Genomic DNA, 26077 nt, shown 5'->3' on the forward strand with positions numbered 1-26077 from the left:
TTTATTTTCATGTCATTGTAAATTCTTCGCTATGTATTTTACGATTTTTTACGCCTTTTGCACGAATTTGTTCTCGTAAACTCTTCATCATCGGTGGTGGACCACATATGAATATCTCTTTATTCATTAACCCGTCTGTATTTTTCTCGATAAAGTCGGCGCTTAAGAATGCTCCGTCTTGCTCATCAACAACAAACGGTATGAACTTGAAATTATGATAGTGTTTGGGCAAGAACTCGGCCAACACGTGAGTTTCAACCATTTCAGAGCGGGTTTTGACACTATAAATTAGGTAGATTTGCTGGGGTATCTGTTGCATACTCCTAGCCATGCTCAAGAAGGGTGTAACACCTATGCCGCCCGCAATCCACACTTGCGGCGTCGTACCATAACGTGCTGGAACGAATCGACCAAAAGCGCCTTCGACTTCGGCAACTGTCCCCTCATGAAGTTTTTGGATTTCTGCCGTAAAATCTCCTAAAGCTTTTACGTAGAGCCTCAGACCATCTTCGGTTTCACCGGATGCTATCGAGAAAGGATGTGCTTCTGGAATTACTCCATCTTGTTGGCTCCACAAAAAACGTATGAATACAAACTGCCCAGGCTTAAACGGCAGCTTGCCTGCCATAGGCTCAAGTTCCAGGCGAGTCATGCTATCATCTACAAACACTTTTGACACCTTATAAGGTACTCGACGGACAAAAACATTGCCAAAAACTGTTCTATATAGGAATGCCCCCATGCCGATTATGCCCCAAATTATCAGGTACCATTTGAGCATATTACTTTGTGTTGTGTCTGAGCTAATTGTCACTAGATGGAGTATTGAAAAGACAAATGCAACACCCAAAAAGCGATGCGTAAATAACCATAGTCGGTAAGGTAACTTTACAAAAAAAGTTAAAATCAATAGCACCACCAAACCCCAGAAAGCAATAATGCCGGCATTGATCGATATTGCATCCTGGACCTCTAGATAGCTGAGGCTAGTATCGACTGCACGCGGCCACAAAAATAAAGCAGCATCGCCAAAGGTTTGAAAGAGCTTAAAGTCTATATAGCGAATTGCTAAAAAGAATGGATGAAAAACCAAGAATGCCAGAGCAATCCCACCAGTAATATGGTGAGCAATATAAACCCGATTAAGGCCTTGGAAAAGATTTTCTAACCAACGCCTTCTTACGGCTAGTAGTAAGTTGATCGCATATAGCACAAAACCAACTAGTGCAAAAATCTTGCCAAGTGAAGAAAAAGCTCCGTACCAATTTGAAAACTCGGCGCCTGCGTCATTTATCGACAGCCACATAACTATTGGTATCAGGCTAAAGGTCCAGATTAATATCCAACCACCGTATTTCTCGAACCAAAGTTTAAATTCTAAATCTGACATATTGCTTGTGCTTTAGGCATTATTCTAACAGACTGTTGGTGTTAATCACTAAATAATAACCACAATCCCTAGACTGTCCGTTTGCGTCTTTCTATTTACCTGCATGGCAAACCTCAATAGACAACTAGACTAATTAACTATCAAGCTGAGATCTATAGTTTTTTTGCGAAAATTCCGTAGATATAGCCTGATTGTAAACAAGAAAATAGTATCGAGACGACTAGTCAGTTTACTACTGTTGACCAGCGAGATAATAGCCGTATACGTCAACAATGAGATCGGTTTTAAACGCACTATCAGACGGAGGTAAAGTTATTCTAGAGGTTTTTTGAGCACTATATCTGTCCGCTTTCATTATTATTGATGCAGCAACATTCTGGTTGACTTCGTAATTTATACTTGAGGTCTCTCCGAGTCCTGGACTGAATTCAGCCCAGCCCTTTTTGTTTGGATTTACAATTGCCACATTAGCGCTAAGCGATAATAAATAGTCGTTTGGGATATCGCCAATTCCTCCAACATTAAAGTCTGCCTGAGCACGTTTTAAGAAGCCTGCGTACCCTAGACTACCACCCAATCCAAAGCCTTTACGGGTGTCCACTATTCTTATCGGGTCTATGGGAATAAACCTACCGGAATTACTAAAATTAACGTCCCCACCAGAATAATTAAATTTTGCAAAGTAGCCTTTCGCATCAAAGATAACATCAACTGTTCCACTAGACCCGTTATATATGGTTATCTCTTTATTTGCACCTAGTCCCACTATAGTTGAGTTTGCAACATTTTTTGAGGGGTAGAAGTTTATAATTGAGGCAAGTGGCTGTTCTTCATCTGAAGGATATATAGTTAGGTACCCTATAGCCGAAGGATTAACGGCAGTTAAAGTGCCGTATACAGCCGCCGCCGAGTCGTACCCGTTCATCGAAGTTAGAGGAACTTTTATCGAACTATGCGCATTAATCCTTGCCTTAGGTGCTCCGGTGCCTGTTCTTGTGTCTAATACTCGAGTGTAGCTGTTACTTTGATTGAGCCTCATGCCATCTGGTCCGTTAACAGATGAATAATAGCCCATGATATCTGAAATTAAGTGTATGGTACTTGAGCTTCCGTTGTATATTGTTATTTCCCCGTTTGATCCAAGCTTTAAAGTAGCTGTATTAGCCCGGTTCTCATTGCTAACAAAGTTTATGATTGAAACTTCAGGTCGCGCCGAACCGGCAGGATATGCCGTCAGATAGCCTTTTGCCTTTGGAGACACAACTGTAAAATTAAAGAATCCAGCGCTAACTTGGTTGCTGGATGGTATTACTCCCCTGTCAGTAACCTTTAGTGAAATCTCCCCATACGCAGGGATGGCACCATTTGTACCCCCTGTACCATCTCGCGTATCAAGTAATCGGTAAGGAGAGACTGGGTTAAATTCACCAGCATTACCGTCAGTTTGACCAGTCTGGGCGAGCGCATCTTGCACGTGCTGTTGACCCCATACGTAATACCCTGCGCTCCCTACTACCAGTAATGCGACCAGGCTCATTATGAGTAGGTGATGAGCAAATCCATATACGGATTTCGACAAATACTTCATACAAATTATCCTCATTTTTTATAGCTTGAGTTTATCATGGTTAAGCATATGCACAAATAAAGAAACCTTAAGACTCAAGATCTCTACCGATATAAGCTCTTAATTGTGCAAGTCTAGGAGATATACAGTTTTGACCACCCCCTCCAAATAAATAATCCCCGCTATGGGGGATTATTTTTGGTGGGGGTGGTAGGACTTGAACCTACGACCAAAGGATTATGAGTCCTCTGCTCTAACCACTGAGCTACACCCCCGCGTCATGAATTCACTTGCTACGTTATCTGAAAAACGGGGTTTTTAAGATAACACCACTTGGTGATTCATTCCTTCTTCCCACGAAACAAGTTTCGCGGGAGCCCTAATAAATGTACATATGCAGCGTATCATCGCTGCTCCATTCAAATCCTTAAACAGAAAAAAGTTTTCTTGGTTTAATAATCTGGGCCAGATGAAACGTCTTACTTTGTGATGAACTAGGCGATTATAGCAGATTACCCGAGCTGCTACTACTGTTGTATAATCATGGGCGTGGAAAGACTAAGAAACATCTCTAGATTTGTAACTGATCGCAGTAATCTAACTTTACTATTTTTTATTGTTATATCTCTGGCCATTACTTGGGCTACCGTTAATCAAATTGAGTATAACTACCGGCTCGAACAACGTTCAAGAACCCTAGAGGCAGAGATTGGTGTGCTGCAGCAACAACAAACAAATCAAGAGCTGCGTAATCAATTTTATGAAACCGACTATTATTTGGATTTAGCGGCTCGCAAGCAATTAGGCTTAGTCAAGCCAGGTGAAAAAGTCGCATTAATCAACCAGTCCGACATCGACGCAGTGCTTAACGAATCGAAACAATCAATCGATCAACCACAATCATCTGTAGTAAAACAAGAATCCGCTTCAAACTTAGAGCAGTGGGCTCGTTTTTTTAGCGGCCAAGAACCACTTTAAATTATCGCTTGAAAAGAAATCAAAGCCAGCCAACTTTTTTGAGTAACAATTTACTTGGCGCTTGCCTCTGGTATGAATAATTGGGAAATATTCTCTTTAGAGTTGGATTTGTCATGAACTGGTAGTCTACGAGCGACTCCTTATCCCAGTGTTCGAGGTTGAATCCATCGATTATCGGTGCCTGGATTACGAGATGGATTAATTCGTGAACTAATGTCAAGAATGGATCGCGTTTGTCGGTTGCCATATTTAGTATGATTCGATTTGGTGGCCAATATGAGCCACCTACACCGTATTTGGTGAGAAAAATATCTATTGCTGGCGGTACCGGCAACCCAAAACTCATGAGGTATTGACTAATATCAGTCTCACACTCTTGCCATTCGTTCAGGATCTTTGCTTGAAGCTTTTTCGTTTTCTCAAGCTCTAGTTCTAGCTCAATTTGACTAGTCATCATTTCGGCATCTTTTGCCTCTAAGTCAAAGCCACTCGGGAGCCTAGGCTTGTAGTTATTTTGCTTGAAAAAGTCTCGTTTTCCTAATGTATACCTAACTCGGTTAAGCTCTGTTTCGACAGAATAATGGAAGCCAAACTTCATAAAAGTAAGTATACATTACCCGCTTCAGCCAAGCTTCAGGTTTAGCGTGTAGTCTTATTTTAGCTGCAGGGTAGCAGCCAACCAGAAACTTGTTCGCTTGGTTTCAAGAATTATCCAAGTCTATGAGCATGCCACAGGTTGAAAAGCACTTAACAAGAAAGGTACACATGAAAAAACCAGTTGCCGGTGGAATAGCCCTAGCAACAATTGGTCTTAGCCTACTAAGTTTCGGCGCGGCTTACGCTCACCAGGCCAATGTAGGTAATAATCTCGCATCCAAGTTTGCCGAAAGGTTTAACTTAGACGAGACCGAAGTTCAGCAATTTCTTGATGAGCAACACGCTACAAACGAGGCCGATAGAGAACAAGCCATGAGCGATCACCTTCAAAGCCTTGTTGATGATGGCACACTCACTACCGAGCAAAAAACTGCCCTCGAAACCAAACTCGAAGCAATCCGCAACGAGCGCGAGACACTTCGAAATCAAGACTTAACACCGCAGCAAAGGCATGACAAAATGCAGTCTGCTCGCGAAGATCTTGAGGCTTGGGCAAATGAGCAAGGTATTGATCTTGATGTAATTCACCCTCAAGACGAGCAAGGAATGCCAGGACACCACGGTTTTAGGCACATGGACTAACCATTAGACAACAGCTCTCCTACTCGCATGAAACCCGGCCCCCCAGCCGGGTTTCAGCTTAGTTTAAGCCAGCTGGTTTATAATATTTGTGTGAGACTACTAATAGCCGAAGACGATATCAAGATTGCTCGCAGCCTTAAACGAGGCTTGCAAGAAGAGGGTTTTGCGGTTGATGTAGTTCACGATGGAGATGCAGCGATAATCGAAGCGTCGAACGAACCATACGATGCAATTGTCCTCGACTGGATGATGCCCGAAAAAGACGGCCCGACCGTTATCCGGGAGCTACGAGACCAGTCGATCACAACTCCAATTATCATGCTAACTGCCCGCGACTCTACGAAAGATAGAGTTAGTGGCCTCAACACAGGCGCCGACGATTACTTAATAAAGCCATTTTCTTTCGAAGAGTTACTAGCTCGCATACGTGCCCTGCTGCGCCGTCCGAGCCAGAGTTTAAATCAAGAATTAAAGTATGGCGATATTACTCTCGAACCAGATAAGTTTGCAGTCCACCGCGCTGGCCAACTGGTCGAGTTATCTCGACGTGAGTTCTCGTTGCTCGAAGTATTTATGAGAAATCCCGAAATATTACTTTCCAAAGACCAAATAATTTCGAAAGTCTGGCCATTCGACGCCGATGTGTTGCCGAACACTGTAGAGGTACACATTAAATCGCTACGCCAAAAACTCGATAAACCTTTCGGTAAAGATAGTATCAAGACAGTCCGTGGTTTTGGCTATAAATTAGAGATCGATAATGTTTAGATCGGCTGTCTTAAAATTAACTTTGTTCTACTTTTCGATTCTGCTTGCAGTGGTTCTGTTCCTTAGCTTCAACTGGTATCGGGTTGCTATCCGCGAGATCGATCGAGTCGACAGCGCCTTGCAGGGTAACGAGATTGTTTTAAGACGCCGAGGCAATATATTTTCGGACGACCTAGAAGAGGTGGTAACTACAAGACAGCAAGCTATCGAGATAAGTAAGCACGAAATTAAAACCGAGATACTTACCATAAATGCGTTTCTGCTAAGTGCCGGGGGTCTAGGCGCATATTTGCTTGCTTGGAGAACTTTAGAGCCTATCGAAAATAGCCATAAGGCTCTAGAAAGATTCACGAGTGATGCTAGTCACGAACTCCGCACACCGCTAACTGCGATGCAAATCGAAATCGAGACTACTTTGCGTAGCAAGCACTCAGATAAAGCGGAGTTAGCCGAACTTGTCGCGAGCAACCTAGAAGAAGTCAAACATATGACTAGTTTAGTCGAGAACTTACTGCTTCTCACGCGCAATCAGGCTTTGATTTTAGAAGATAGTCGTACCGACAACTTGGCAAATAAAGCCCTACAAGACACAAAATCTGCGCGGCAAGCAAAAAAAATTAGCGTAACAAAAGCTATTGATAGCGCCAGAGTTCATGTCAACTCTCCGAGCGTGATTCAGATCTTAACAATCTTACTCGATAACGCGATTAAGTACTCCCCCGAAGGCAGTAAAATCGAATTGGCTGGTAAAGCCAAAGGTAGAAATTATACATTTACAGTCACCGACCAAGGTTCGGGAATTGCCAAAGCCGAGCAGTCAAAGATTTTTGAGAGATTCTTCCGTGCCGAAAGCTCCCGAACCAGCTATGGTTTTGGCCTAGGGCTGAGCATTGCTCAGAAACTCGCCGAACAGAACCATGGCGAGCTCAAACTAACTAAAACCGGTCCAGCAGGAACAAGCTTCTGCTTGCAGATTCCTCTTGCCTAGACTTGACTTTAACTCCTTACAGGGGTAGAATATCTCGGTTGTTTTACGAGTTTAGTTAAAAACTCGATGCCGCGGGATGGAGCAGCGGCAGCTCGCGTGGCTCATAACCACGAGGTCGCAGGTTCGAGTCCTGCTCCCGCAACCAAAGATAAGACCCCACAAAAGTGGGGTTTTGTCTTTGGTTTTGAGTCGCAGACTCGAACCTGTGACCCTGGCAGCTTTAGCTGACAGTAGGTCGCACGGTTCCGCAAGGAGTCCGCTTCAAGCGGACGACGGAATAGCCGACAGCTTGCAAGCTTTGCTTGTCGGCGTCTGACTGCTCCCATCGCTAGCGCGATATTCCTGCTCCCGCATCCGTCTACTGAGTCTGATATACTTGACCTATGACCCTAGAATAACTACTTAAATTCATCAGTGACGAAGATAAGCGGCTAAGGGACAAGTACCAGGGTGCAAGTAGCGACGACGAGTGGATGATGGCTCACGTAATCAAACTTGTAGAAGAGCATGGAGAGTTAGCAGAGCAGATCTTAGCAGCAAGATCCCTCCAGAGAAAAGAAAAGGGTACGTTCGATAAACAAAACCTAGCGCACGAGATTGCCGATGTTCTGATAACCTGCATGTTAGTAGCAAGAGACTTAGATGTAGATATCAAGCAATCTCTCGTTTCAAAGATCAAGATATTAGAAGATCGTCACAAAGTTAAACCACAATAAAAACGTCGTGTGACTAGCTTGCTATAATACAAACGATGAAGAATCATGATAAGTTTCTGGATTTCTGCAAGCGAACAATCAAAGACTACGATGCTAACAAGCTCGACCTACTAACAGCAGCCGCAAAGATCCGTGACTATGGCTACGATGACTTTGAGTATTCACTTCCCGGAGATTCCCACCCAATGCTGTTTAAGATTGGTGATTTAGCTTTTGATATTGCAGAGGCTTACCGCTCAGCAGACGAAGACCAGACCGATTGGAGTACGCTTTGTCGAACAGTTGAAGATTTTGAACTCGGCAACTGGGAGAGTACATGCTGGCAGCTAAGCATCATCTATGGGGCATCGAAACACTCATACTCTGTGGTTATCGATAGGCAAAATGGCAGAACGCAAGTTAATACTACCTTGCCAGGTGCTAAAACTGCTCTAAAGCCTATCATCGCGCAAATCCGTATAGCGCAAACTGATCAAAGATATTTGCAAAACCTTGCCAGGCTTATGCCTAAAACTATCGGGGAATTCGAGCTCAGGGATGCTTCTGTCCGAGAGTATTTAGTCGAGCCCTACTACTCAACAGCAATATAACCAAGTCATAGACAGAGGCTAGTAGCTGGCTAGTCTTTTTTGGCTACTCTAGGCTATTCCTTAATATCTCGATGGCTTGCTCGCAACTATGGATGTTGGCAATCTGCGCGCGCAGTTCGCTAGCGCCATCAAAACCACTCAAATAAACCTTCATAAACTTCTTTACCGGGTCGAACTTACGTTCACCATTTGGGTAGTTTGAGCGGTAAAGTTCGAGATGTTTGATATATAGCGCAATCTTATCGGCTGAGGTTTTACTGGCCCATATGTCTTCGGCGTTTTCGGCAAAGAAATATGGGTTAGTAAATATGCCTCGACCAATCATGATGCCATCGAGGCCATAACGAGCTTGCAGCTCGAGAGCCTCGGCTCGGCCGCTAACGTCGCCATTGCCGATGATTTTGGTTTGCGGAGCGACTGCATCACGTAGCTTTCGGATATGCTCGATCTCGTCCCAGCGAACAGGCACCTTACTCATTTCTTTACGAGTTCGACCGTGGATGGTTAACATATCGACGCCTAATTTCAGTAAAAACTCGTGCCAACCAAAATCGGTTTCGTTAAAGCCAAGCCGAGTTTTAACACTTACCGGAATGTTACTGCCACTATCTTTAACTCCATGCTTGGTGGCAGCCAGAATTTGGGCGAAGTTCTCTCGGTTCTCTTGTTTAATAAAGGCCGAGCAGCAACCATTTTTGACAATGGTTTTGTCGGGGCAGCCAGTGTTGATATCAATCCCGGCAAAGCCTAGCTCGGCTAGCTCTTTGGCGGTCTGGTAATAGTTATCGGGGTTTTTGCCCCAGATTTGGGCGACTACGGGCACGCCAGTGTCTTCGAGTTTTAGGAAATGTTCGAGACGTGGCCGACCGGCACTTTGTAAGCCCTCGACATTTACAAACTCGGTAAAAAACATATCCGGCGGTGCGCAAGCTGCCACCACCTGGCGAAAGGTAGTGTCGGTGACATCATACATCGGTGCTAAAATTAGCATAACAGAGGTAGATTATAGCAGATAAGGCTAGCTGCTCCAGCGCTCACGCCGAGCTTTAGCTGTGTGTCGCCTTTCGTTAGCCATCTGTTCGGCGGCAGTCGGCCGCCCTGTTTTAGGTGTATGCCGGGCAGGAGGCTTTGGCATACCACTCACACCAATACCACCACCAAGATCACGCTGAGCTTCCGACACGTCATCATCTAAAGAAGTCGGGGTTGCTCCTCCTTGTTCTTGAGCAGCTAATATTGCCAGGCCAGCTCCACCTAGCGCAGCAACATTCAAAACCTGTGCTTGACCGGCCTCCTGAGGCTGCTCTAGTGGCATACTGCTCGCTTGTCGGGCCATAGCCATAGCTCTTTGGGCAAGGGGTGATGTAGATTTTTCGCTTGCCATCTGTTGATATGCTGCAGTCAAGTCAATTGGCTTTTCGGCGTCAATGCCGAGACGATGCTCAAGTTCAGTAAGTTGATGTTCATCGAGAATCGATGGGTCTATTCCTATGCCATGTTCGGCAAGCAAAATATCAAGCTCAACAGCCGCAACTCTTGAAAGTGCTAGACGAGTATCTTCGCCGGCTTTAGCGGCTTGATCTAGATCGGCTAGCATTTTGGCTAGTACTCTTGAGGCGATTTCTGGGTACTCTTTAAGTATTGTGGGAATATAGGGTGGATTATTAAAAAGCGCATCAGAAACTAGGTCGAGGCGTTGTCTATCTGGACGCGTCGTAGGTTCAAAAGAAGCTGAATCGTGCTGACTCATGCCGTGATTATAGCATAAAACTTATGTTTTGTCTATGATTTAGATTACGCCAAAAAACCGGGTTGATCCCGGCTCTTGGTTAGATTAACAGTTGTTATCTGTTATTTTACGCGACGTACGGTTAGGAAACCGTTGCGTGGGTTCTCGCCTACTTCCATATCAGCTGGCTTGTCGCAAGCTGTTTCTGGACGATGGTCCTTAGAGAAGTAGTAAATTGTTTGTTGCTTTCCACCGCGAAGGGTAACAACCTTGCTGTTTAGGTAGTAAGTTACGCCTTTAGAGTTAGTGTGCTTGTATCCGTCCACTTTATCCCTCCTTAAATAGTAGTAATAACACCTTACTCTAGAGGCGTAACACTTGTCAACACCTTTCAATGATAAATTATCAAAAAGAATGGACATACTTAAAGCATATGCGTTACAATTCTATGGTATTTTAAAGAGAGAAAGGGTGGAATCGTTATATATGAACGAATTCATGCAACGGCCTTCACGCCCTGCTGCGCCAGTCGCTGCAGGCACCCACGAAGTCAGCCGAACAGAGGTAAAGAATAATCGAAAACTAGGGATTGGTGGCAAAAGCCAACATGTTGCAGCGGGTCTGCTAATGTTCTCGCTGGCAATTGTTGGTATCGCTGTCTTGGCATTGATGCTCCTTAATGGGAAAACTGCTGTACAGAAAGAAAACGAACGAGTTCTGGATGCTACCTATCAAGCTGTCTTTTTAGACGACTCAAACGGCCAGGTATACTTTGGAAAGCTCGAAGCAATTAATGGTGATAGCTACCGCCTGAGCGACATTTACTATGTTCAGGTACAATCGGCAATCCAGCCAGATAGCGGCAAGGAAGCTACTACCTCGAAGATTAGTCTGGCAAAGCTCGGCAATGAATTACATGGACCAATAGACACCATGTACATTAATCGTAGCCATGTCTTGTTCTGGGAGAATCTTAAGACATCTGGACAAGTTGTCTGCGCAATCAATGACTACCAGATCAATAAATTAGACATGAAAGATGTCACCAAAGACGAAAACTGCGGTAAAGATGCTGCCACCGATACAACATCGGCAGATTCTACAGCTCAGCAGGCCACACAACCAGCTACCGACGATACAACCACCAACGACACAACTAACGATCCAGCTCAGTAACCAGGCAGTTGACTTAACTCCTAAGGCCCTAATCGATAGGGTCTTAGTTATTTTTTACACGCCTAGCAATAATCGCGCCAACAATAAATCTTAATAGAAGAAGTATGATTGTTAAGCCAAATATTATCAGCGAAAAACCCGCAAGATCGGGCGACCAGACAGGACTGGCAAAGTCATAAACATAAAAATCTTTTGATAATGGTTCGACTTGAGGGAATTTGTCGTGGCTTAGGTTGGCTAGTTCCTGGTTAACGCACTGGAGTCGTTCGGAAATAGGCACCGAGCTGACTTCACAAGCAATCCGTGCCTCACCCAATAAACTTAGATTTGCCTGAGAACTTTTGACATATGTAGCTATATTTAAAATCGAGTCATAATAATATTTGTAAGCAAGTTGGACTGGGGCTTCACCGTCAATAGCTAGTTCTCTACCGCGACTTAAATCTGTATTCATGTGAGTTGTTACGAAATTAGCCAGTTCTTTGAGTTTTTCGTCGAGCTGCTGTTGTCCCTCGCCTTGTTCGTCGGCAGTAAGCACTGCCTCACGCAGCTCCACCATTCTTAAGTTGTTGTTACGTAATCCGTAGACACTCCCTAGCCCGCTCAAAACGACCATTAAACCAATTGACCACAACGACAATGAGCCCCAGATTTTCCACAAATGTCGACTAAGCCGCTTATGCATATCAAAAGTATAGCTTATTTATACAAGCTGGCGAAGGCGGCGTATACTTGGTTCATGCACATTTTCTTATCGGGTATCGGGGGAGCCGGGATTGGCCCTTTAGCACGAATAGCCTTGGAGTTAGGCTATCAGGTGTCTGGCTCCGATATGAAAGAAAGCCCGTACCTAGATGATCTTCGACAGTTAGGTATCAACATACTCCCCGGGCAAGACGGTACACAGATGGAAGCAATTCACAAACAGCACGAAATAGACTGGTTTGTGTATGCTTCTGCTGTTTCAATGGCCAACCCTGATGGTCCTGAGTTTCAGGTGGCTCGAAAATACCATATAAAAAGTACCAAACGAGACGAGTTCTTGAATCACATTATTCAAGAGGCGGGATTTAAACTATTGGCAATCGCCGGTACGCACGGCAAAACAACTACAACCGCCATGTGTGTCTGGCTGTTCCAGCAGCTAAACCTAAAGGCAAGTTGGTCGGTTGGAGGTAAAATGCCGTTCGCGAACATGGGGCATGCTCAGATGGACGCCGAATGGTTTATTTATGAATGCGATGAATTTGACAGAAATTTCTTAGCTTTCCGGCCAGATAAGTCGATAATCAGCGGTCTGGCTTATGACCACCACGAAATTTATCCATCCCAAGAACTTTATAATCAGGCATTTATTCAATTTATCGATCAATCGGAACAAGTCCTAATTTACCAAAACGACTTCGAAAGACTTTATGGCAACAAGCATGTGCCACTAAATCTTAAAATAGTAGATAATCGGTATGCCGAAAACGTCTCACTTGCCGGCTGGGTAAACCAGCTTGACGCCGGTTTGGCTGTGCACGCACTCGCCGATATCACCAACCAACCCGTAGATAAGTTACTAGAAATTATTAATCGATTTCCGGGGATTGCCCGACGGTTTGAATATCTGACTCCAAATTTAGTGACAGATTATGCCCATACACCTGAAAAAATTGCCGGTTGCCTCGCCATGGCAAAAGAGAAAAATGAGCATATGGTCGTTGTTTATGAACCCTTAACCAACCGGCGCCAACATTTTATTAAAAGCGCTTACGAGAGTCTCTTTGCCGGCATAGAGAAGCTTTATTGGCTGCCCGCATACCAAGCGCGAGAACACCCCGAATACCGTAATTTCGAACCGCAAGAACTGATAAATTACATGGGTAACCCCGAGATAGCTACACCGGCCGCTTTAGATAATAATCTGAAACACGCAATCGAAGAACACCGTGCAAATAATCAACTCGTGATTGCCCTTAGTGGTGGTGGAGCGGGCAGTCTAGATGCTTGGCTGCGCGTACAAAAATGGTCTTAAAAACCAATGATCGACTTATCGAGCTCACTACTATCAAAGTCTGCCCTTGGACTTAAGTTACTGGTATGTTGCAAAATGTTCTCTTGAATGAAGAGTAGTTCTGATGAACTTAGAACGCCATCGTTATTGATACCATCAGCTGCAATTGTTCCGCCATCGTAGCCATGATTCGCACGCTGAATCGATTGAACCGTGTCTTTAGTTTCTGATTGCCAGAACATTGTAAAAGACACCATTGTCATCAAAAAGGCTACAATCAATAAGCCCAGTAGCGAGACGGCTGGTTTTGACTGGCGTTTCTCGCGAATCTCAGTTATCTCTGAGGTAACTATATTCATCTATTGGCCTCAATGTCTTTTAGCTTATCTAATGTGGTTTGAAATGCATTGCTCAATTCACCATCGCGAAAATCTACGATTGACTCGGCAGATCCTAGAACTAGCTTACGCCTAAATCTTGCTTCTTCTAAGCCAGCCACAAAGTGCTCAGGGAAAACTTGGCAATCAATCACTAGAAGTTCGTCCAGCGCCTTAGAGTATATGGTAACCGCTGCTGTGAACTCTTCGTTAATTCGGGCTAAATGAACGCCTGCTAAGTCCAGACTCGAACTATCTTCAGACATGTTATTGAGTGCGTTGGCGGTATATTTAATCGTGGAGTCAATATTCGAAACAGCTTGAGTGTACTTTTGTTCTAACGAGGGTAGATCGGTGCTCATCGTTTGGATGGTAGTTGCCTGGAGGTTGCGACAAACGCGAAGGACATCAGTCCTTTCTTCTGTGGACAGCTTAATTGCATAGGTATCAACTAACTGGCTCAAATGGCTGATTGCCTGCTCTCGTGCAACTCCAACATCAGCTCCAATCGCCCGAACGGGCCAACTTAAGACAAAGCCGACAGCAACAATTGCAACAAGTGATAGAATTCTTAGTTTCATTACACCATATACTAACAATTTATCGACAATTATTTGAGTCTTTTTCGTCTGCCTATACACTTTGTGATATGCTTATGTGCAAATTAACGGGTGGCTAATCGGGGGTAGTATGCAATTAAAAGCCTTGCGTCAACAATACCTTGCTGGTCTAGGCATAACATTAGGTCTAAGTGCATGGTATGCAGGTTATTTTGGTAACGATGGGTTATGGTCATGGTTCGGTTTGATATTTTTTGCCTATGGGTTGTGGTCTGTGGCTAGTACTTGGCACGGCTTGAACACAAAAGACAGCTTAGTCCGCGGAGCTATCTATGGTGGAGTGAGTGTTTTGATAGCGCGTTTTAGCCTACTACTGGGCGTACATTACACTTATGGGAGCTGGAGTGTGCCTGGATCTGAAAATTATGATATCGCAAATGGGTTAAAAGATGTCTATCGGATACTGTTAAATGGGAGTTTCGGCCAGACGGTATCAATTGTTTTGCTTGGCGCACTGATAGGTATCTTGTCGGCAAGCATTACAAAGTTCGCCAACATCCGAAGAACCGAAAAAATAGAAGACTTTCAAGCTGGTCTTAAAGTTATCGGGACAGTTGTTGGGGTTGGCTTGCTGGCCCTTATAGTAGCGGTGTCAACAGATGTTCGCTCAACCAGCCTAAAACGAGTCGCCGACTTTCTAGACTATCAACTTGCCCTACAAAGCCAAAACGATAAAGACGAAAGACAGAACGTTAACCTTAGCGATATAACCTATGAAGAACTCGAGGAGTTAAGCCGCGACTACGATCCCTATGCAAAACTTGTGAGCAATTATGATATCGAGGCAGCCCTCTCTGCAGAAGTCGACCCCGAACAGCAAGCACTAATCAGCACCCCGGAACAACCAAGCGATGACAACGTGTCCTCACCTCAAGTCGCCGACGATCAGTATGAGGTAAAATCAGGTGACACATACGCCTGTATTGCCGAGAAGATATATGGGGACTACAAGCTTTGGCCGAAGATCATGGCCGAGAATGATGGTATTGGCTATCACGAGCATTTCTTGTATGTGGGCAATATCGTTCAGCTTCCAGATTTACCAATCGCCGAATCTACTACTCATATCTGCGATTAACAACCCTTTTCTGTAACAGTAACTCCATATTTGTCGCCTAAATAGGCTTCTACTTCGTTTAGTTCAGTGCACTCTAAGGCTTTGTCATAAACGATCACCTCAGCCACATCGACATTCGCATAGTCGGTTCCACCAGAGCCCGAACGCCTTCCTGCAACATAAAGCTGATTAATGCTATAGTTGATATTACTGATCTGTTCTGAGTAATTTTCAACTCCATCTCTTAACAATCTTTCTACCCAGCTAGCGCTTATTCGGGATGTGTATATTGACCATGTATTGTCTACCGCATTAGACACCGTTTCGCCTGTTTGGTTGCGATAATATTGCATTAATTGAGAAGTAGAGCCGTTCCTCATAAGCAAAGCTATGCCGTCATAGGTGTTATAGTCATCATTCTGCGTGGAACGCATAGCTGACAAGAATCTGGCATTAGAAGATGAAGAAGTCATTGGTCGCATAACCATAAAAGCAGTAATGCCATTATTCGAACTAAGACTACTTAAAGTCGACCCTAAGGTTCCACCAGTAAAGGTGAGTGCATCCATGCCGTTTATGGCTCCTTTACTCAATGTTGGATAAACCCCATAGGCTAAAGATACATCATTATTGTTGACCGATTTATCTATCCATGTTGCAACTTGATCACCATTATTGGTTGCGTATCCACCTCCCGAAACACCCGTGTTCCATTCTACATAGAGCTGAGGCACGCCGGCGCTAGACCCAGATTCTGCCGTACGGACTCCACCACCCTGTATATATGAAATTACAAACGCAATTGCATTGCCAGTAGACCAGCCACTGCGATTAACTATTTCTTGAACTATGCCTGTAACATCTACTCTCTCGTTTGCACCACTAGCACCTACTACATTCCAGTTTGGTGGCTTCCAGGTGACACTCTCGGCAGTTTGAGTGGTGTGTAGCGCAGTATAGCTAGAGTTGGTCCACTGAGGAGCGTTATCGCTAGCTACGGCTCGCACCAGTAAATCAATCGAGCCTGCCTGCTTAGTCTCGTCGGTAGTAAATTGTATGTATGCTTTATTAACAGTTGCATTTTTGGGTGCATTTAGTCCTCTAAATCTTAGCCCAATAGTTTGATGACCAAAGTTATAGCCGTCGTAGGACATTTCTAGGTCTGATGTAGTAAAGTATGGAACACCTGGTCCAGATGCTGCATCGGGACCTTTTTCTTCAACGATATCACGATAACTGGAACCATAAAGAGCATTGATGTATTGGTTGTCTGCACCGCCGGTTACAGGTTGAATAAGACTGTCCGGCTCGTTGGCATCTAACCATAAAAGTGGTTCATAAGTAGCAGGGTCAATGATTGTACTGCCGCCACCGCCGCCGGTACCGCAAGTAGCACAGACGATTACTTCACCATTCCTGATAATGCTTGCTTTTATATCTCTAACATAATCAGCTGTCGCCGAAGCCTCTGGGATATAAACTCTTCCATAAGCCTGTATCCTCTTGGCATTTGTTCCCTGGCTGTACAATACGTTCACTTGGATTGTCAGACGATACTTAGTTGTGATAACTAAGTCTTGCTCTGGCGTGCCACTATAGTTTTGATTGAGCTCGTACTGCTCTTCTGCATAGTCGATTGCAGCCTTGCTAGCAATATGAGCCATCTGGGTATATGAGTAACGTATTGTCGCGCGTTGAGCTTGCAGAGAAGCCTGCAACAGAGTGAGACCGAGGCTGGTAATAATAACCATGAAGGTCAGAACTACAGGCATCATGAATGCCTTTTCCTGTCTGTATAGTTTTAGATTCTTCATTCTAGTTAATCTTCTTCATTATAAATTTCGAGGTTACACGTATTTCTTCACCAAACGAATCATCACCAAGAGTTACAGTTAGTTCTACTTTTTCTGCCGAACCAGGCACAGTGGTGGCATTATTATTTTCATCAAAGTAAGCAACCTGAAAGTCTATGAGCTTATTGGTGAGCTCGGCGTCTGGCGCCACGCACGGACCAGTGCCTACATACTGGTTTGGACACGTCTGAACCTTAAAGTTAACACCACAAATAGAATATTGTGGCGTAAGTGTACGTTTGTACAAAGTCTTGTAATTATTATTCGAGTTGTTCTTCGTGAAATAAACAAGGTTGTTGATTGCAATTTGGTTATAACCACTCGAGCAACCATATTGGTTTTTATAAATAAAGTCGCGATTTGGGTCGCGCCTATCTGAATCTAATGCTGTTTCATAGATTATTAGAGTATTAGGACTAGTGTTATTCTTCCAGCCTCCGGAAGGCGCGTATGGGTCTGTAAGTGCCAGACTACCCCCTATGGTCGTCGAACCATACTCGGTTGTGAATAGTAGCTCGTCTTCTAAATTTAATAGCATGGTTTGTGCTTCAAGCCTTAAGTTAGCTTCGGTCGTTTCATTGATCATATGGCCATACTGGGCAAACATATACATAAACAATGTGCCCGTTATCAGAGCTATTATTGGCATAACTATGAGCAGTTCGACCAGACTAAAGCCACGCTCGTTTTCTTTTATGCTCATCTGCCGACCCCACCTAGTTGTATGTAGGTTGCATACTCTATTCTTCTAGTTTCGCTGCCGTATTGAAAATCCAGTACTACACGTAATTTTAATAGCGAGCCCGATCCAGGCATATACTGACTATAAACCTTAGCAACAGGGTCTATAACCAAGCCCGCTGATTTCGAATTTACCTCCGCGCTCCAATCTTCTACTTCATAGTTACTGCCAGCGTCACCAACGGGTATTGATGTGAAATCCCTGGTTTCATAAGATTGCAGCTTACCAAAAGTAAGTGAATTTGCTTCTGCATACTGTCTTGTTCTCGAATTTGTCTGATTGCTCACCTTGGTAATATCAAAACCTACTATGACTATTACCACAACGACAAACAAAGTCATCATGACTTCGATCAGTGTAAACCCACCACGCTCTGATGCAAGCCCTCTCATTGAGTGTTAATTATAAAGCTTGTGCTTAATGAATGCCAATTGCCTTCAAGCAAACTAAGGTTTTGGGTTAAGTAACGACATAGCTGACCTGGCTGCTACTCTGTATAGCTCCACTACGGGTAGCCTACCATTAGTAAGATAGCCCGTGCAATCCCTGGTAAGCACCGTGTCTACGCCAAAAACTGACCCTAGAGCAGTACTTAGGTCAACGTCATCTTTAATGACTAAATCAATGACACTTTTAGGCACTTCAACTCTTTCAGACTCAGCCATTACTTGCCTGCCCTGCCGATCAGTAGCAACAACAATACCTACATCAAACCACTGACCTTCATGAAGAAATAAACCGCCTTCCATGCCTACTGCTATTCTGGCAGTTAAATTTGCTTTAAGGGCCCTCTCAGATCTATTCTTTGCTCCTTCAAGCGTAGAATTAAAACCAAAGGGTTGATCACTCACGCCAGAACTCACATCGCATCCAACAACAGCAGCATTTGGCAATTCTAGGTCTTGAGCGGCCAAGCGTACTGCTTCTATCTTTGGCGATCTGCGAGTTCCAGCAACAATTAGCATTATGGTGTTAAGCGGTTAATATCTCTTGGGAACAAAGTTGCCTCTTTAATGTTGGCTAGGCCTATAGTTTTTTGCACTAGACGATCAATTCCAAATCCGCATCCGCCGTGCTGCGGTAGGCCATACTTAAAGGCTTGCAGATAGTACTTAAAGCCGTCGTGGCCCACATCTAGGCCTGCTCGTTTCATCTGCTCAATCATCTTATGGTAGTTATTCTCGCGCAAAGGCACAGTAGCTATCTCAAGACCACGGAAGAGCAAATCGCCCCAGGCGACTGTGCCGTCATCTTTAAACTTGTGATAAAACTTACCAGCCTCAGCAGGAAAGGCAACTGCGTATACCAAGTCACTACCAAGCTGTTTGCGAGCGTAATCGGCAATCCACCGCTCTTCGTCTGGAATAAGATCTTTCTCGGCAGTTGTGTCAGTCTTGGTTGCTTTGGTATACATCTCGTGAATCTCGGCAATTGTAAAAGCTGGAACGGTGTCGATAAGTTTCAGCTCTGGGGCATTTAGACTTCTTAGTTCATCCCCGTGATCCTCGTACACCCTGTTCAATGCATATTTGGTCATGTTGGCAACCATATCCATGACCTCTTGGTGATCGGCTACAAAACCCATCTCGATATCAAGCATGGTTAATTCCGTGAGGTGGCGGGTGGTGGCGCTCGGTTCGGCTCGGTAACTATGGCCAATCTCATACACACGTTCGAATGCACCAACCATAATCTGCTTATAGAACTGTGGGCTTTGAGCTAATGTTGCTTCCTGGCCGAAATACGGGACCTTAAAGACTTCGGCGCCACCCTCGGTAGCTCCGGGCAGAAGCTTAGGGGTATCAATCTCTACAAACTCGTTTTGACTTAAGAATTCACGTATGTAGCTGGTCAAGCTAGCCCGAATCTTAAAAATTTTCTGTTCCTGCAAATTACGGATATTGACAACTCGATGCTCGAATAAAGTATCTAGGTGTTCTGGCTTATGACTGATTGGTTTATCAATTTCGATTGGTGGCTCATCTTCAACTGGAACTAGAATTGTAACCTCAGGATTAAAGATCTCGGCGCCTCCCGGGGCACGTTCTTCGGCCTTTACCTCTCCTACTACCTCTAGGACAGTGCCAATTTGCATACCTCTGAGTTTTTCTACCTGATCTTTATTTTCAATGATTATCTGAGCTAGCCCTGCGCGGTCGCGGACATTAATAAAGGTTAAGCCTCCGAGTAAGCGTTTTTTGTGCAACCAGCCCCGAATTAAAACTTTCTGGCCAATTAGGGACTGTAAGTCCCGAGTAAGTGTGCGTTCCATTGTGACTCCTTAAATATCTGCTATGTTGGTCTGACTACCGGCGGACCTGTGGCGTGAGATTTCGTCGGCTTTCTGTTTTGCTACCTCGCGCAGGTCTTCATATTTGTCAAATTCATCAATAATCGACCGGCCAATAATTTGCTCGATAACGTCTTCGATAGTAATGACTCCAACAATTTCTTCATACCTATTAACTACTATAAACAGATGATGCTGAGTTAGCAAGAAGGCATTGAGAACTTGGTCGAGATTAGTTGCTTCGTTTACATAGTAAACTTCTGTTCGCATATGATCTTTTATCTTTAATAACCTTCTGATGTTGGTAACGTCTTTAAGGTAAAAAACTCCTACCAAATTTTCGCGACTACCCTCAAAAACTGGAAAGCGTGAGAAACCGCTATCATGCAGCTCACCTAGTCGAACAGGAGTTAGTTCGTCATCCGCATCCACCATCTCCACAACCGCCCGCGGGGTCATAACTTCGCTTATTATTTTATCGCCAAAACTAAGTGCATGTGTTGCAATCCGTAATTCATCACGACCTACTTTATCGAGATCCCCAGGTATCTTTTGCAGTACTTCCAATAACTCTTCTTTGGAGTGAATTCTTGTTGTGCCTTCTAGCTCAATCCATGAACCAAACACTTTGTCTAAGCTTTTTAGGATTGGTCTGGTGTAGCGCATCGACCGAACAACCACCCCACTGCTTTGAGCAGCCATTTTTAAACTTGGTTTTGGCCAGCGCGCCCACGGCACAATTACGTGCATAGTCAAAATTATCATTACATCAATAACAATAGCTAAAGCTACATGTAGGTAGCTATCTATGAGCAAAATTACAGCTGATAAGCTAAAACCGTAAGCACACCACAATATGATCCAGAGCTGTAGGCCGTGTTTGCGGGCTCTGTATACCTTTGTTGCCAGTAAGTCCTTTGATTTTACCCTTCTACCCAACTCGGCGATACTCATGTAGCCATAGCTACGGATCAGTAACACGAGATACAGCGTCGCACTTGCTGATATGATTAGTAGCAGGAATCTCCACATAAACGTTATTAGCATAAACTAGTTGGTTAAAAGTTGCTATAATGTATGTCTAAACTGGAGGAAAAATGAATTTCAAGTTGGCAGGTATTATTATTGCTGTACTAGTAGCAATAATTGGAATAGGTGTACTAAGTGGTGGTTCAGGCAATAATGATGGTCCGAATGTCGCCGATGCAGAACAAGTTAATTCGGAAGGCTTGGCCACATCAAAGGTAGTATTCACTGAAGCCGGTGATTTTGAGTGCCCTGCCTGTGCAAGTTTTCATACGTTGATCAAACAAGTTGCTTCGGTCTACCAAGATCGAGTTAAGTTTGAGTTCATTCACTTTCCGCTCAAAACAATTCATCCAAACTCTTTAGCTGCTCACCGAGCTGCGCAGTCTGCAGCACTTCAGGGAAAGTTCTGGGAAATGCATGACTTATTGTTTGAGCAAAGAGATCTTTGGATAAGCACTACTACTAGTAATCCAGTACTAGTTTTCGAGTCTTTTGCCTCGCAGCTAGGCCTCGACATGGATAAGTTTAGGTTAGATTTCTCGAGCACTGAAGTCAATGACTATATCCAAGCAAATATCGACCTCGGGACAGAAATGGGAGTCGAAGCAACGCCGTCGTTCTTCTTAAACGGCCAGAAACTAGACAACACCCAGATTGATAGTGTCGAAAAAATAAGTAAGTTGCTCGATCAAGAACTGGCTCAAACATCTGACTCAACTCCATCCACAGCAGATGCCAAACAATCCCAGACTGATTCCAGCCAGACTAATTAGTATCTAGCTTTAATATACTAAAAACTCACGCCAGCTAGCGAAACTAACTCTTACGCTAATTGCATTCTCAGCCTGATCTACGAAACTAACAATAATTTGGCGTGAAGCCGTCTTGATAGTCTTAGGCAGCTCAATAGCTTTGGACTGCTGATTAATTGCGATGTTAATCATATTCCCCCCACATCAACGCGACAGAAAACAAATGTTCTCTGATTTTTTTCGTGTTTTTAATTTTTTATTAACTCTAAAAGATTACTAAACCATACCCACTTAGCACAAGCATTTTTGTAGAAAAAACAACTAATAAACTGATATCATAATACTTAAGCTAATGAACGATATATTTTACGAACTTAGCCTAGTAATAGGGATTAGCGCGGGCGTATCAATAGTGATGCGTTTATTAAGGCAGCCATTAATTATCGGCTATATACTGTCGGGTGTAATAGTCGGGCCAGCACTATTAAACGTCGTCCACTCTGAGAACACTATTGAAGCTTTCGCAAACTTCGGGATAGCCCTACTCTTATTTATTATTGGCTTAGGCCTAAACCCGAAGATAATCAGAGAGGTCGGCCGCGCAGCCGTACTCACAGGTATTGGTCAAGTTGTGTTCACGAGTATTGCTGGCTATCTGATAGCCTCTGTTCTGGGTTATGGAACGAAAGCAGGGATCTACATAGCGGTTAGTCTAGCCTTCTCGAGTACAATAGTAGTCTTAAAACTACTTTCAGATAAAAAAGAGCAGCAAAGATTATATGCCCGGATATCAATCGGCTTTTTACTTGTTCAAGATATCTTAGCCGCTCTTGCCCTAATAGTCGCGACCACTACGAGTTCGGGCAATTTTGAGCCTGGAGATATATTTTCGCTACTCCTAAAAGGAGCCCTCTTGATCACCAGCTTGTTCGTGTTGGCAAAGTATATTTTGCCACACGCCAAATTACTGGTTTCGGGCTCGCAAGAGCTGTTATTTATCTATGCTATCGCTTGGGGCTTCGGAGTAGCCACAATCTTTCGCGAGCTTGGCTTTTCGTTGGAGGTGGGCGCCCTGGCTGCAGGTGTTGCTTTGGCGCCTCAAGCATATGCCTTAGAAATAGGTTCTAGGCTTAGACCTTTGCGAGACTTTTTTGTGGTGATGTTCTTTGTTGCGCTAGGCACACATATTGAATTGGGTGGTGCCGAATCGATCATACCTCATGCTATAGCGCTCTCCGTATTTGTCTTGATCGGTAATCCGATAATTGTGATGGCTATTCTTGGTATACTCGGCTACACCAAGAAAACCAGCTTCAAGGCTGGTTTGGCTGTCGCTCAAATCAGTGAATTTTCTTTAGTATTTGTATTGCTAGGCAATCGACTCGGCCAGATTAACGATCAAATCGTTGCATTGGTTACGATTGTCGGTTTAATAACAATCGCACTCAGTTCATACATGATTATCTATGCAGATCAGATATATAACTATATCCAACACTTACTAACTATCTTCGAGCGCAAGAACCTTGCCAGTAACAAAGAAAAACGCACAAACCCCGAAGTCTTTTTATTTGGATACAAAAAAGGTGGCGAACAATTTGTGAAAGCTTTCGATAATATGAAGTGGCGATACATAGTTTTAGACTACGACCCACACATCGTTGATAGACTGGAACATGAAGGCATTAACAACACTTATGGTGATATGACTGACGTTGAGTTACTTGAAGAAATTCAGCTCGATAAAGCAAAGTTGGTAATTTCGATGATTTCAGATTACGACAGCAATGCTTTTTTGGCCGACTTTATGACATCGAATAACCCAAAGGCTGTCCTGATTTGTTCCGCCGACACACCCGGGCAAGCTGCCGATCTTTACTCGCAAGGTGTAGATTATGTACTGATGCCTCACTATATTGGAAGTGAACGGGTGGTTAATTTCATCAAACGATCTGGCTTGAAACACGCTGCCTTTAAAGAGTACCGCCAGAAACACCTGATACGACTTCAGTCGGAGTATGCAGATTATTACTCTAAAACCAAGGCCCAACGCAACCTAGGTCATCTTATTGTTCAGGCCTCAGAAGGCATTAAAGACATGGCCCAACGCTCTAAGTCTAGGCGGACTCAATCCCCAGCCAAGCCAACCAAGAAGTAGGCTTTTTGCCAATCTCCTCTTTTGTTTTCTTTGGTCTGTTTGTTGGGGATTGCTTTCTAGGCTTCTTGCGTGGAACAGCCAAACCCCTATAATTTGATATTTCACTATATCCCATCTGCCTTCCACCAACTTCATAGGCAGTGCACCAAGCATCATTGCATTCCTTACAAAAAACCCCGCAACCATAGAGTGCCTGCGGCTCACCCTGGTTACATCCTGGCACCACACAGTAGCCCATGCCACTAAATCGACGTAGTTCACGAGTATTCTGATTAGCTGCCAGCACATCGAATAATAAGCTACCTGTTGGTTCGATATTTTTTTCTAAACTGCTAGTGGAGCCTGTGCAATTCCCCTGATATACAACTCCTTTGGCTCGTGCGTTACGGCTCGAAACATATACAGAATCATCTTGAGCTTGCTGATCGACCGGACTTGTCGTAAATATGTGATGCGGTAAACTACTCTCACGTAAAACTCCTAGTAGTTGACGTGAACTTAATCGATTAAAAATACCGATTGGCGGTGGAATTCCTAGCCGGATACATTCATCTCGTAAGCCGGTTGTGGCACTACCGAGTTTTTCTGACTCTAGGCACCAAGCCAACATCTTTAGATACTGGGCCTCGGCTTGCTGGTAGCGCAGTGAGTCGATAGTCAGCAGTTTATATTGGTTGGTGAGACTTCTAATTCTTCCTACCGGACTATCTTCTGACTCAATAATATCTAGTTCGTCTAATTCTTCGAGCGCAGTGTTGTGGACTCGTCTATCTATATTCAGCCCTTCTAGAATCATTTGCTGCATAGCGCGATCATGTTGGTCTAACGTAAAGAAATCAGCCCTGAGTCGCCCAGCTTCTAAAGAGAAGAGCGACATTACCGACATTTGTCGCTCGGGCTTGAAATTGAGTAGTCTAGCTTCGTTTGCAGGAATCTCCCAAGGACAGAGTGAGCTTTTCAGCGCCCAACCCCTACCACCTGTTTTTAGCCAATCACTCAGCTGCTTGGCTTCATGACTTCTTGATTGCTCTCGCCTTAATCCGTAGACGCTGCCTAAACCCCAGGCTGTCTTTAGGCAAGAGTCTAGAATGTCTTGCATCGACTGGCCGGAGTCAACACTAATAAAATCATAGCCTGTGTCCGTCTGAATAATCTCATAGTAAAAGGTGCGTTGCAGACTTTCACGACCAGGAGCATGCTCCTCCATGTCCGTCGCAAATTCTACCCTAATTTGACTTAAGGCTTCAGGGCCGTTTTTTTCGAGCAAATATAAGTGAGCGGCTGAATCATTTTGGACCTGAACAACTTCCGCACAAGCAGCTTTCCCGAATTTAAGGCCTAATCTAGTGCTCCTTAGATTTTCATATAGTTTGCTACGTTCGGTTACGTCCATATCCCGCGATACTCTAGCAGTACCACAGTATGGTCTTGCTCGAGACACTCCTATTAACAAGCCACCGGGCTTCTAAGAATCTTAGTTTACCGTTGCGGCACAGCACCAGATTCGCACTGGTTTGCGCTCGTTAATGTTTCAATTTATTAATTATCTAGAGGATAACTCATGTTAAACATATTTGATATTGTAATTCGTTCAACGTCAGTTTGTCGGAGTGTCAGTATTGGTTTCAGGGTCTGCACTGGATTGTTGGGCATCGGTTTTTGTCTCGACTGTTGGTCCAGCATTAATGATTTTGTCGGTTTCGGGCCGATAAAGTAATGCCCATTTAGCTTTGTTAAAGATTAGCAGTTTATCGCCATTTTTAGCATTATCAAAAAATGGCTGATCTTTAAACTTCGTGATATCTTCGATCGTAGCAATAACTGGATCTTCGTCGGCAGGTATCTCATAGATTGCCGAAACTTTTTCTAAAAGCTGTTTGGCCTGCTCTTCTGGTGTCAACGGGATTTTCGATTGTAGGTCTGCAATCTGCAGTCTAAGGTCTGCCGACCTTGAACGCTCGCGCCAGTATAAATATCCAGATGCACCCGCTACCAGAAAGAGCAAGATAGCCAAACTGGTTATCAATATCTGCCAAATCGACTTCTGCTTCACAACAGC

General features: G+C 44.0%; 29 protein-coding genes and 2 tRNA genes. 12 read left to right on the plus strand and 19 right to left on the minus strand.

All coding sequences use genetic code 11. The annotated features are described in order from the left end of the window. Window positions 1–7: 7 nt before the first annotated feature. The 3 genes from H6798_00645 to H6798_00655 form a co-directional block, all read right to left on the minus strand. Window positions 8–1390 carry a ferric reductase-like transmembrane domain-containing protein gene (locus H6798_00645; GenBank protein ID MCB9821034.1) on the minus strand — a complete coding sequence of 461 codons (1383 nt, stop codon included), beginning with the start codon at window positions 1388–1390 and terminating at the stop codon, window positions 8–10. Between the two features lie 232 nt (window positions 1391–1622). Then, on the minus strand, window positions 1623–2978 hold the full coding sequence (locus tag H6798_00650) for a hypothetical protein (GenBank protein MCB9821035.1): 1356 nt from the start codon (window positions 2976–2978) through the stop codon (window positions 1623–1625). 178 nt (window positions 2979–3156) lie between these two features. Further along, a tRNA-Ile gene (locus H6798_00655) sits at window positions 3157–3232 on the minus strand. Window positions 3233–3506: 274 nt separating this feature from the next. Here H6798_00655 and H6798_00660 point away from each other — a divergent pair. Beyond that, window positions 3507–3935, plus strand: coding sequence for a septum formation initiator family protein (locus H6798_00660; protein MCB9821036.1), 429 nt, complete (start codon window positions 3507–3509; stop codon window positions 3933–3935). 19 nt (window positions 3936–3954) lie between these two features. Here the strand turns inward: H6798_00660 and H6798_00665 are convergent, their stop codons facing one another. After that, window positions 3955–4533 carry a hypothetical protein gene (locus H6798_00665; protein MCB9821037.1) on the minus strand — a complete coding sequence of 193 codons (579 nt, stop codon included), beginning with the start codon at window positions 4531–4533 and terminating at the stop codon, window positions 3955–3957. A gap of 167 nt (window positions 4534–4700) precedes the next feature. Here H6798_00665 and H6798_00670 point away from each other — a divergent pair, with 167 nt between their 5' ends. The 6 genes from H6798_00670 to H6798_00695 all read left to right on the plus strand — a co-directional run bounded on the left by H6798_00670 (window position 4701) and on the right by H6798_00695 (window position 8236). After that, on the plus strand, window positions 4701–5174 hold the full coding sequence (locus H6798_00670) for a hypothetical protein (GenBank protein ID MCB9821038.1): 474 nt from the start codon (window positions 4701–4703) through the stop codon (window positions 5172–5174). A 90-nt stretch (window positions 5175–5264) separates the two neighbouring features. Next, complete coding sequence (locus H6798_00675; protein MCB9821039.1) at window positions 5265–5942, plus strand: response regulator transcription factor; 678 nt, start codon at window positions 5265–5267, stop codon at window positions 5940–5942. Beyond that, window positions 5935–6930, plus strand: coding sequence for a HAMP domain-containing histidine kinase (locus H6798_00680; GenBank protein MCB9821040.1), 996 nt, complete (start codon window positions 5935–5937; stop codon window positions 6928–6930). The genes H6798_00675 and H6798_00680 overlap by 8 nt, the downstream gene beginning before the upstream one ends. A gap of 70 nt (window positions 6931–7000) precedes the next feature. Then, window positions 7001–7075: transfer RNA gene (locus H6798_00685), tRNA-Met, on the plus strand. 328 nt (window positions 7076–7403) lie between these two features. Next, window positions 7404–7646 carry a hypothetical protein gene (locus H6798_00690; GenBank protein MCB9821041.1) on the plus strand — a complete coding sequence of 81 codons (243 nt, stop codon included), beginning with the start codon at window positions 7404–7406 and terminating at the stop codon, window positions 7644–7646. 35 nt (window positions 7647–7681) lie between these two features. Next, a complete protein-coding gene (locus H6798_00695; protein MCB9821042.1) occupies window positions 7682–8236 on the plus strand; it encodes a hypothetical protein in 555 nt (184 codons plus the stop codon). A gap of 43 nt (window positions 8237–8279) precedes the next feature. On the opposite strand, the gene H6798_00700 is transcribed toward H6798_00695, so the two are convergent. The 3 genes from H6798_00700 to H6798_00710 form a co-directional block, all read right to left on the minus strand. Further along, window positions 8280–9227, minus strand: coding sequence for a tRNA-dihydrouridine synthase (locus H6798_00700; GenBank protein MCB9821043.1), 948 nt, complete (start codon window positions 9225–9227; stop codon window positions 8280–8282). Between the two features lie 27 nt (window positions 9228–9254). Then, the gene (locus H6798_00705) at window positions 9255–9986 is read right to left on the minus strand and encodes a hypothetical protein (protein ID MCB9821044.1); all 732 of its coding nucleotides are present in this window, start codon (window positions 9984–9986) and stop codon (window positions 9255–9257) included. A gap of 101 nt (window positions 9987–10087) precedes the next feature. Then, entirely contained in the window at window positions 10088–10291 is a 204-nt protein-coding gene (locus H6798_00710) for a hypothetical protein (protein ID MCB9821045.1), read from the minus strand. Between the two features lie 160 nt (window positions 10292–10451). Between H6798_00710 and H6798_00715 the strand changes: the two genes are divergently transcribed. After that, on the plus strand, window positions 10452–11141 hold the full coding sequence (locus H6798_00715) for a hypothetical protein (protein ID MCB9821046.1): 690 nt from the start codon (window positions 10452–10454) through the stop codon (window positions 11139–11141). A gap of 43 nt (window positions 11142–11184) precedes the next feature. On the opposite strand, the gene H6798_00720 is transcribed toward H6798_00715, so the two are convergent. After that, window positions 11185–11826 (minus strand): hypothetical protein, encoded by a 642-nt coding sequence (locus tag H6798_00720; GenBank protein ID MCB9821047.1) that lies wholly within the window; start codon window positions 11824–11826, stop codon window positions 11185–11187. Window positions 11827–11880: 54 nt separating this feature from the next. Between H6798_00720 and H6798_00725 the strand changes: the two genes are divergently transcribed. Beyond that, a complete protein-coding gene (locus H6798_00725; GenBank protein ID MCB9821048.1) occupies window positions 11881–13161 on the plus strand; it encodes a hypothetical protein in 1281 nt (426 codons plus the stop codon). Here H6798_00725 and H6798_00730 read toward each other — a convergent pair. Both H6798_00730 and H6798_00735 read right to left on the minus strand, forming a co-directional pair. Further along, the gene (locus tag H6798_00730; GenBank protein MCB9821049.1) at window positions 13158–13499 is read right to left on the minus strand and encodes a hypothetical protein; all 342 of its coding nucleotides are present in this window, start codon (window positions 13497–13499) and stop codon (window positions 13158–13160) included. The two genes, H6798_00725 and H6798_00730, sit on opposite strands and share 4 nt — an antisense overlap. Continuing rightward, window positions 13496–14098 (minus strand): hypothetical protein, encoded by a 603-nt coding sequence (locus H6798_00735; protein MCB9821050.1) that lies wholly within the window; start codon window positions 14096–14098, stop codon window positions 13496–13498. The genes H6798_00730 and H6798_00735 overlap by 4 nt, the downstream gene beginning before the upstream one ends. A gap of 109 nt (window positions 14099–14207) precedes the next feature. On the opposite strand from H6798_00735, the gene H6798_00740 reads away from it, so the two are divergent. Continuing rightward, window positions 14208–15215, plus strand: coding sequence for a hypothetical protein (locus H6798_00740; GenBank protein MCB9821051.1), 1008 nt, complete (start codon window positions 14208–14210; stop codon window positions 15213–15215). Here the strand turns inward: H6798_00740 and H6798_00745 are convergent. From H6798_00745 to H6798_00770, 6 genes are read right to left on the minus strand one after another with little or no spacing between them, the layout of a single operon-like run. Then, window positions 15212–17008 carry a hypothetical protein gene (locus H6798_00745; GenBank protein ID MCB9821052.1) on the minus strand — a complete coding sequence of 599 codons (1797 nt, stop codon included), beginning with the start codon at window positions 17006–17008 and terminating at the stop codon, window positions 15212–15214. The genes H6798_00740 and H6798_00745 overlap by 4 nt on opposite strands. Window position 17009: 1 nt before the next feature. Then, entirely contained in the window at window positions 17010–17750 is a 741-nt protein-coding gene (locus H6798_00750) for a prepilin-type N-terminal cleavage/methylation domain-containing protein (protein ID MCB9821053.1), read from the minus strand. Further along, a complete protein-coding gene (locus H6798_00755; GenBank protein ID MCB9821054.1) occupies window positions 17747–18181 on the minus strand; it encodes a prepilin-type N-terminal cleavage/methylation domain-containing protein in 435 nt (144 codons plus the stop codon). The genes H6798_00750 and H6798_00755 overlap by 4 nt, the downstream gene beginning before the upstream one ends. A 54-nt stretch (window positions 18182–18235) precedes the next feature. Next, window positions 18236–18754 carry a DUF84 family protein gene (locus tag H6798_00760; GenBank protein MCB9821055.1) on the minus strand — a complete coding sequence of 173 codons (519 nt, stop codon included), beginning with the start codon at window positions 18752–18754 and terminating at the stop codon, window positions 18236–18238. Then, complete coding sequence (gene aspS, locus H6798_00765; GenBank protein MCB9821056.1) at window positions 18754–20061, minus strand: aspartate--tRNA(Asn) ligase; 1308 nt, start codon at window positions 20059–20061, stop codon at window positions 18754–18756. Before aspS ends, H6798_00760 begins: the two co-directional genes overlap by 1 nt. 9 nt (window positions 20062–20070) lie before the next feature. Beyond that, window positions 20071–21126 (minus strand): CBS domain-containing protein, encoded by a 1056-nt coding sequence (locus H6798_00770; protein MCB9821057.1) that lies wholly within the window; start codon window positions 21124–21126, stop codon window positions 20071–20073. 50 nt (window positions 21127–21176) lie between these two features. Here H6798_00770 and H6798_00775 point away from each other — a divergent pair, with 50 nt between their 5' ends. Next, window positions 21177–21881 carry a thioredoxin domain-containing protein gene (locus H6798_00775; GenBank protein MCB9821058.1) on the plus strand — a complete coding sequence of 235 codons (705 nt, stop codon included), beginning with the start codon at window positions 21177–21179 and terminating at the stop codon, window positions 21879–21881. Between the two features lie 9 nt (window positions 21882–21890). Here H6798_00775 and H6798_00780 read toward each other — a convergent pair whose 3' ends face one another. After that, window positions 21891–22052, minus strand: a complete 162-nt coding sequence (locus tag H6798_00780) for a hypothetical protein (protein ID MCB9821059.1) — start codon at window positions 22050–22052, stop codon at window positions 21891–21893. A 160-nt stretch (window positions 22053–22212) separates the two neighbouring features. On the opposite strand from H6798_00780, the gene H6798_00785 reads away from it, so the two are divergent. Next, window positions 22213–24018 (plus strand): cation:proton antiporter, encoded by a 1806-nt coding sequence (locus tag H6798_00785; protein ID MCB9821060.1) that lies wholly within the window; start codon window positions 22213–22215, stop codon window positions 24016–24018. On the opposite strand, the gene H6798_00790 is transcribed toward H6798_00785, so the two are convergent. Further along, the gene (locus H6798_00790) at window positions 23978–25411 is read right to left on the minus strand and encodes a hypothetical protein (GenBank protein ID MCB9821061.1); all 1434 of its coding nucleotides are present in this window, start codon (window positions 25409–25411) and stop codon (window positions 23978–23980) included. The two genes, H6798_00785 and H6798_00790, sit on opposite strands and share 41 nt — an antisense overlap. Before the next feature lie 204 nt (window positions 25412–25615). After that, window positions 25616–26071 (minus strand): hypothetical protein, encoded by a 456-nt coding sequence (locus H6798_00795; protein ID MCB9821062.1) that lies wholly within the window; start codon window positions 26069–26071, stop codon window positions 25616–25618. Window positions 26072–26077: the final 6 nt, after the last annotated feature.

The organism is Candidatus Nomurabacteria bacterium (genome assembly GCA_020631905.1).
Classification (GTDB): domain Bacteria; phylum Patescibacteriota; class Saccharimonadia; order Saccharimonadales; family VXPC01; genus JACKGQ01.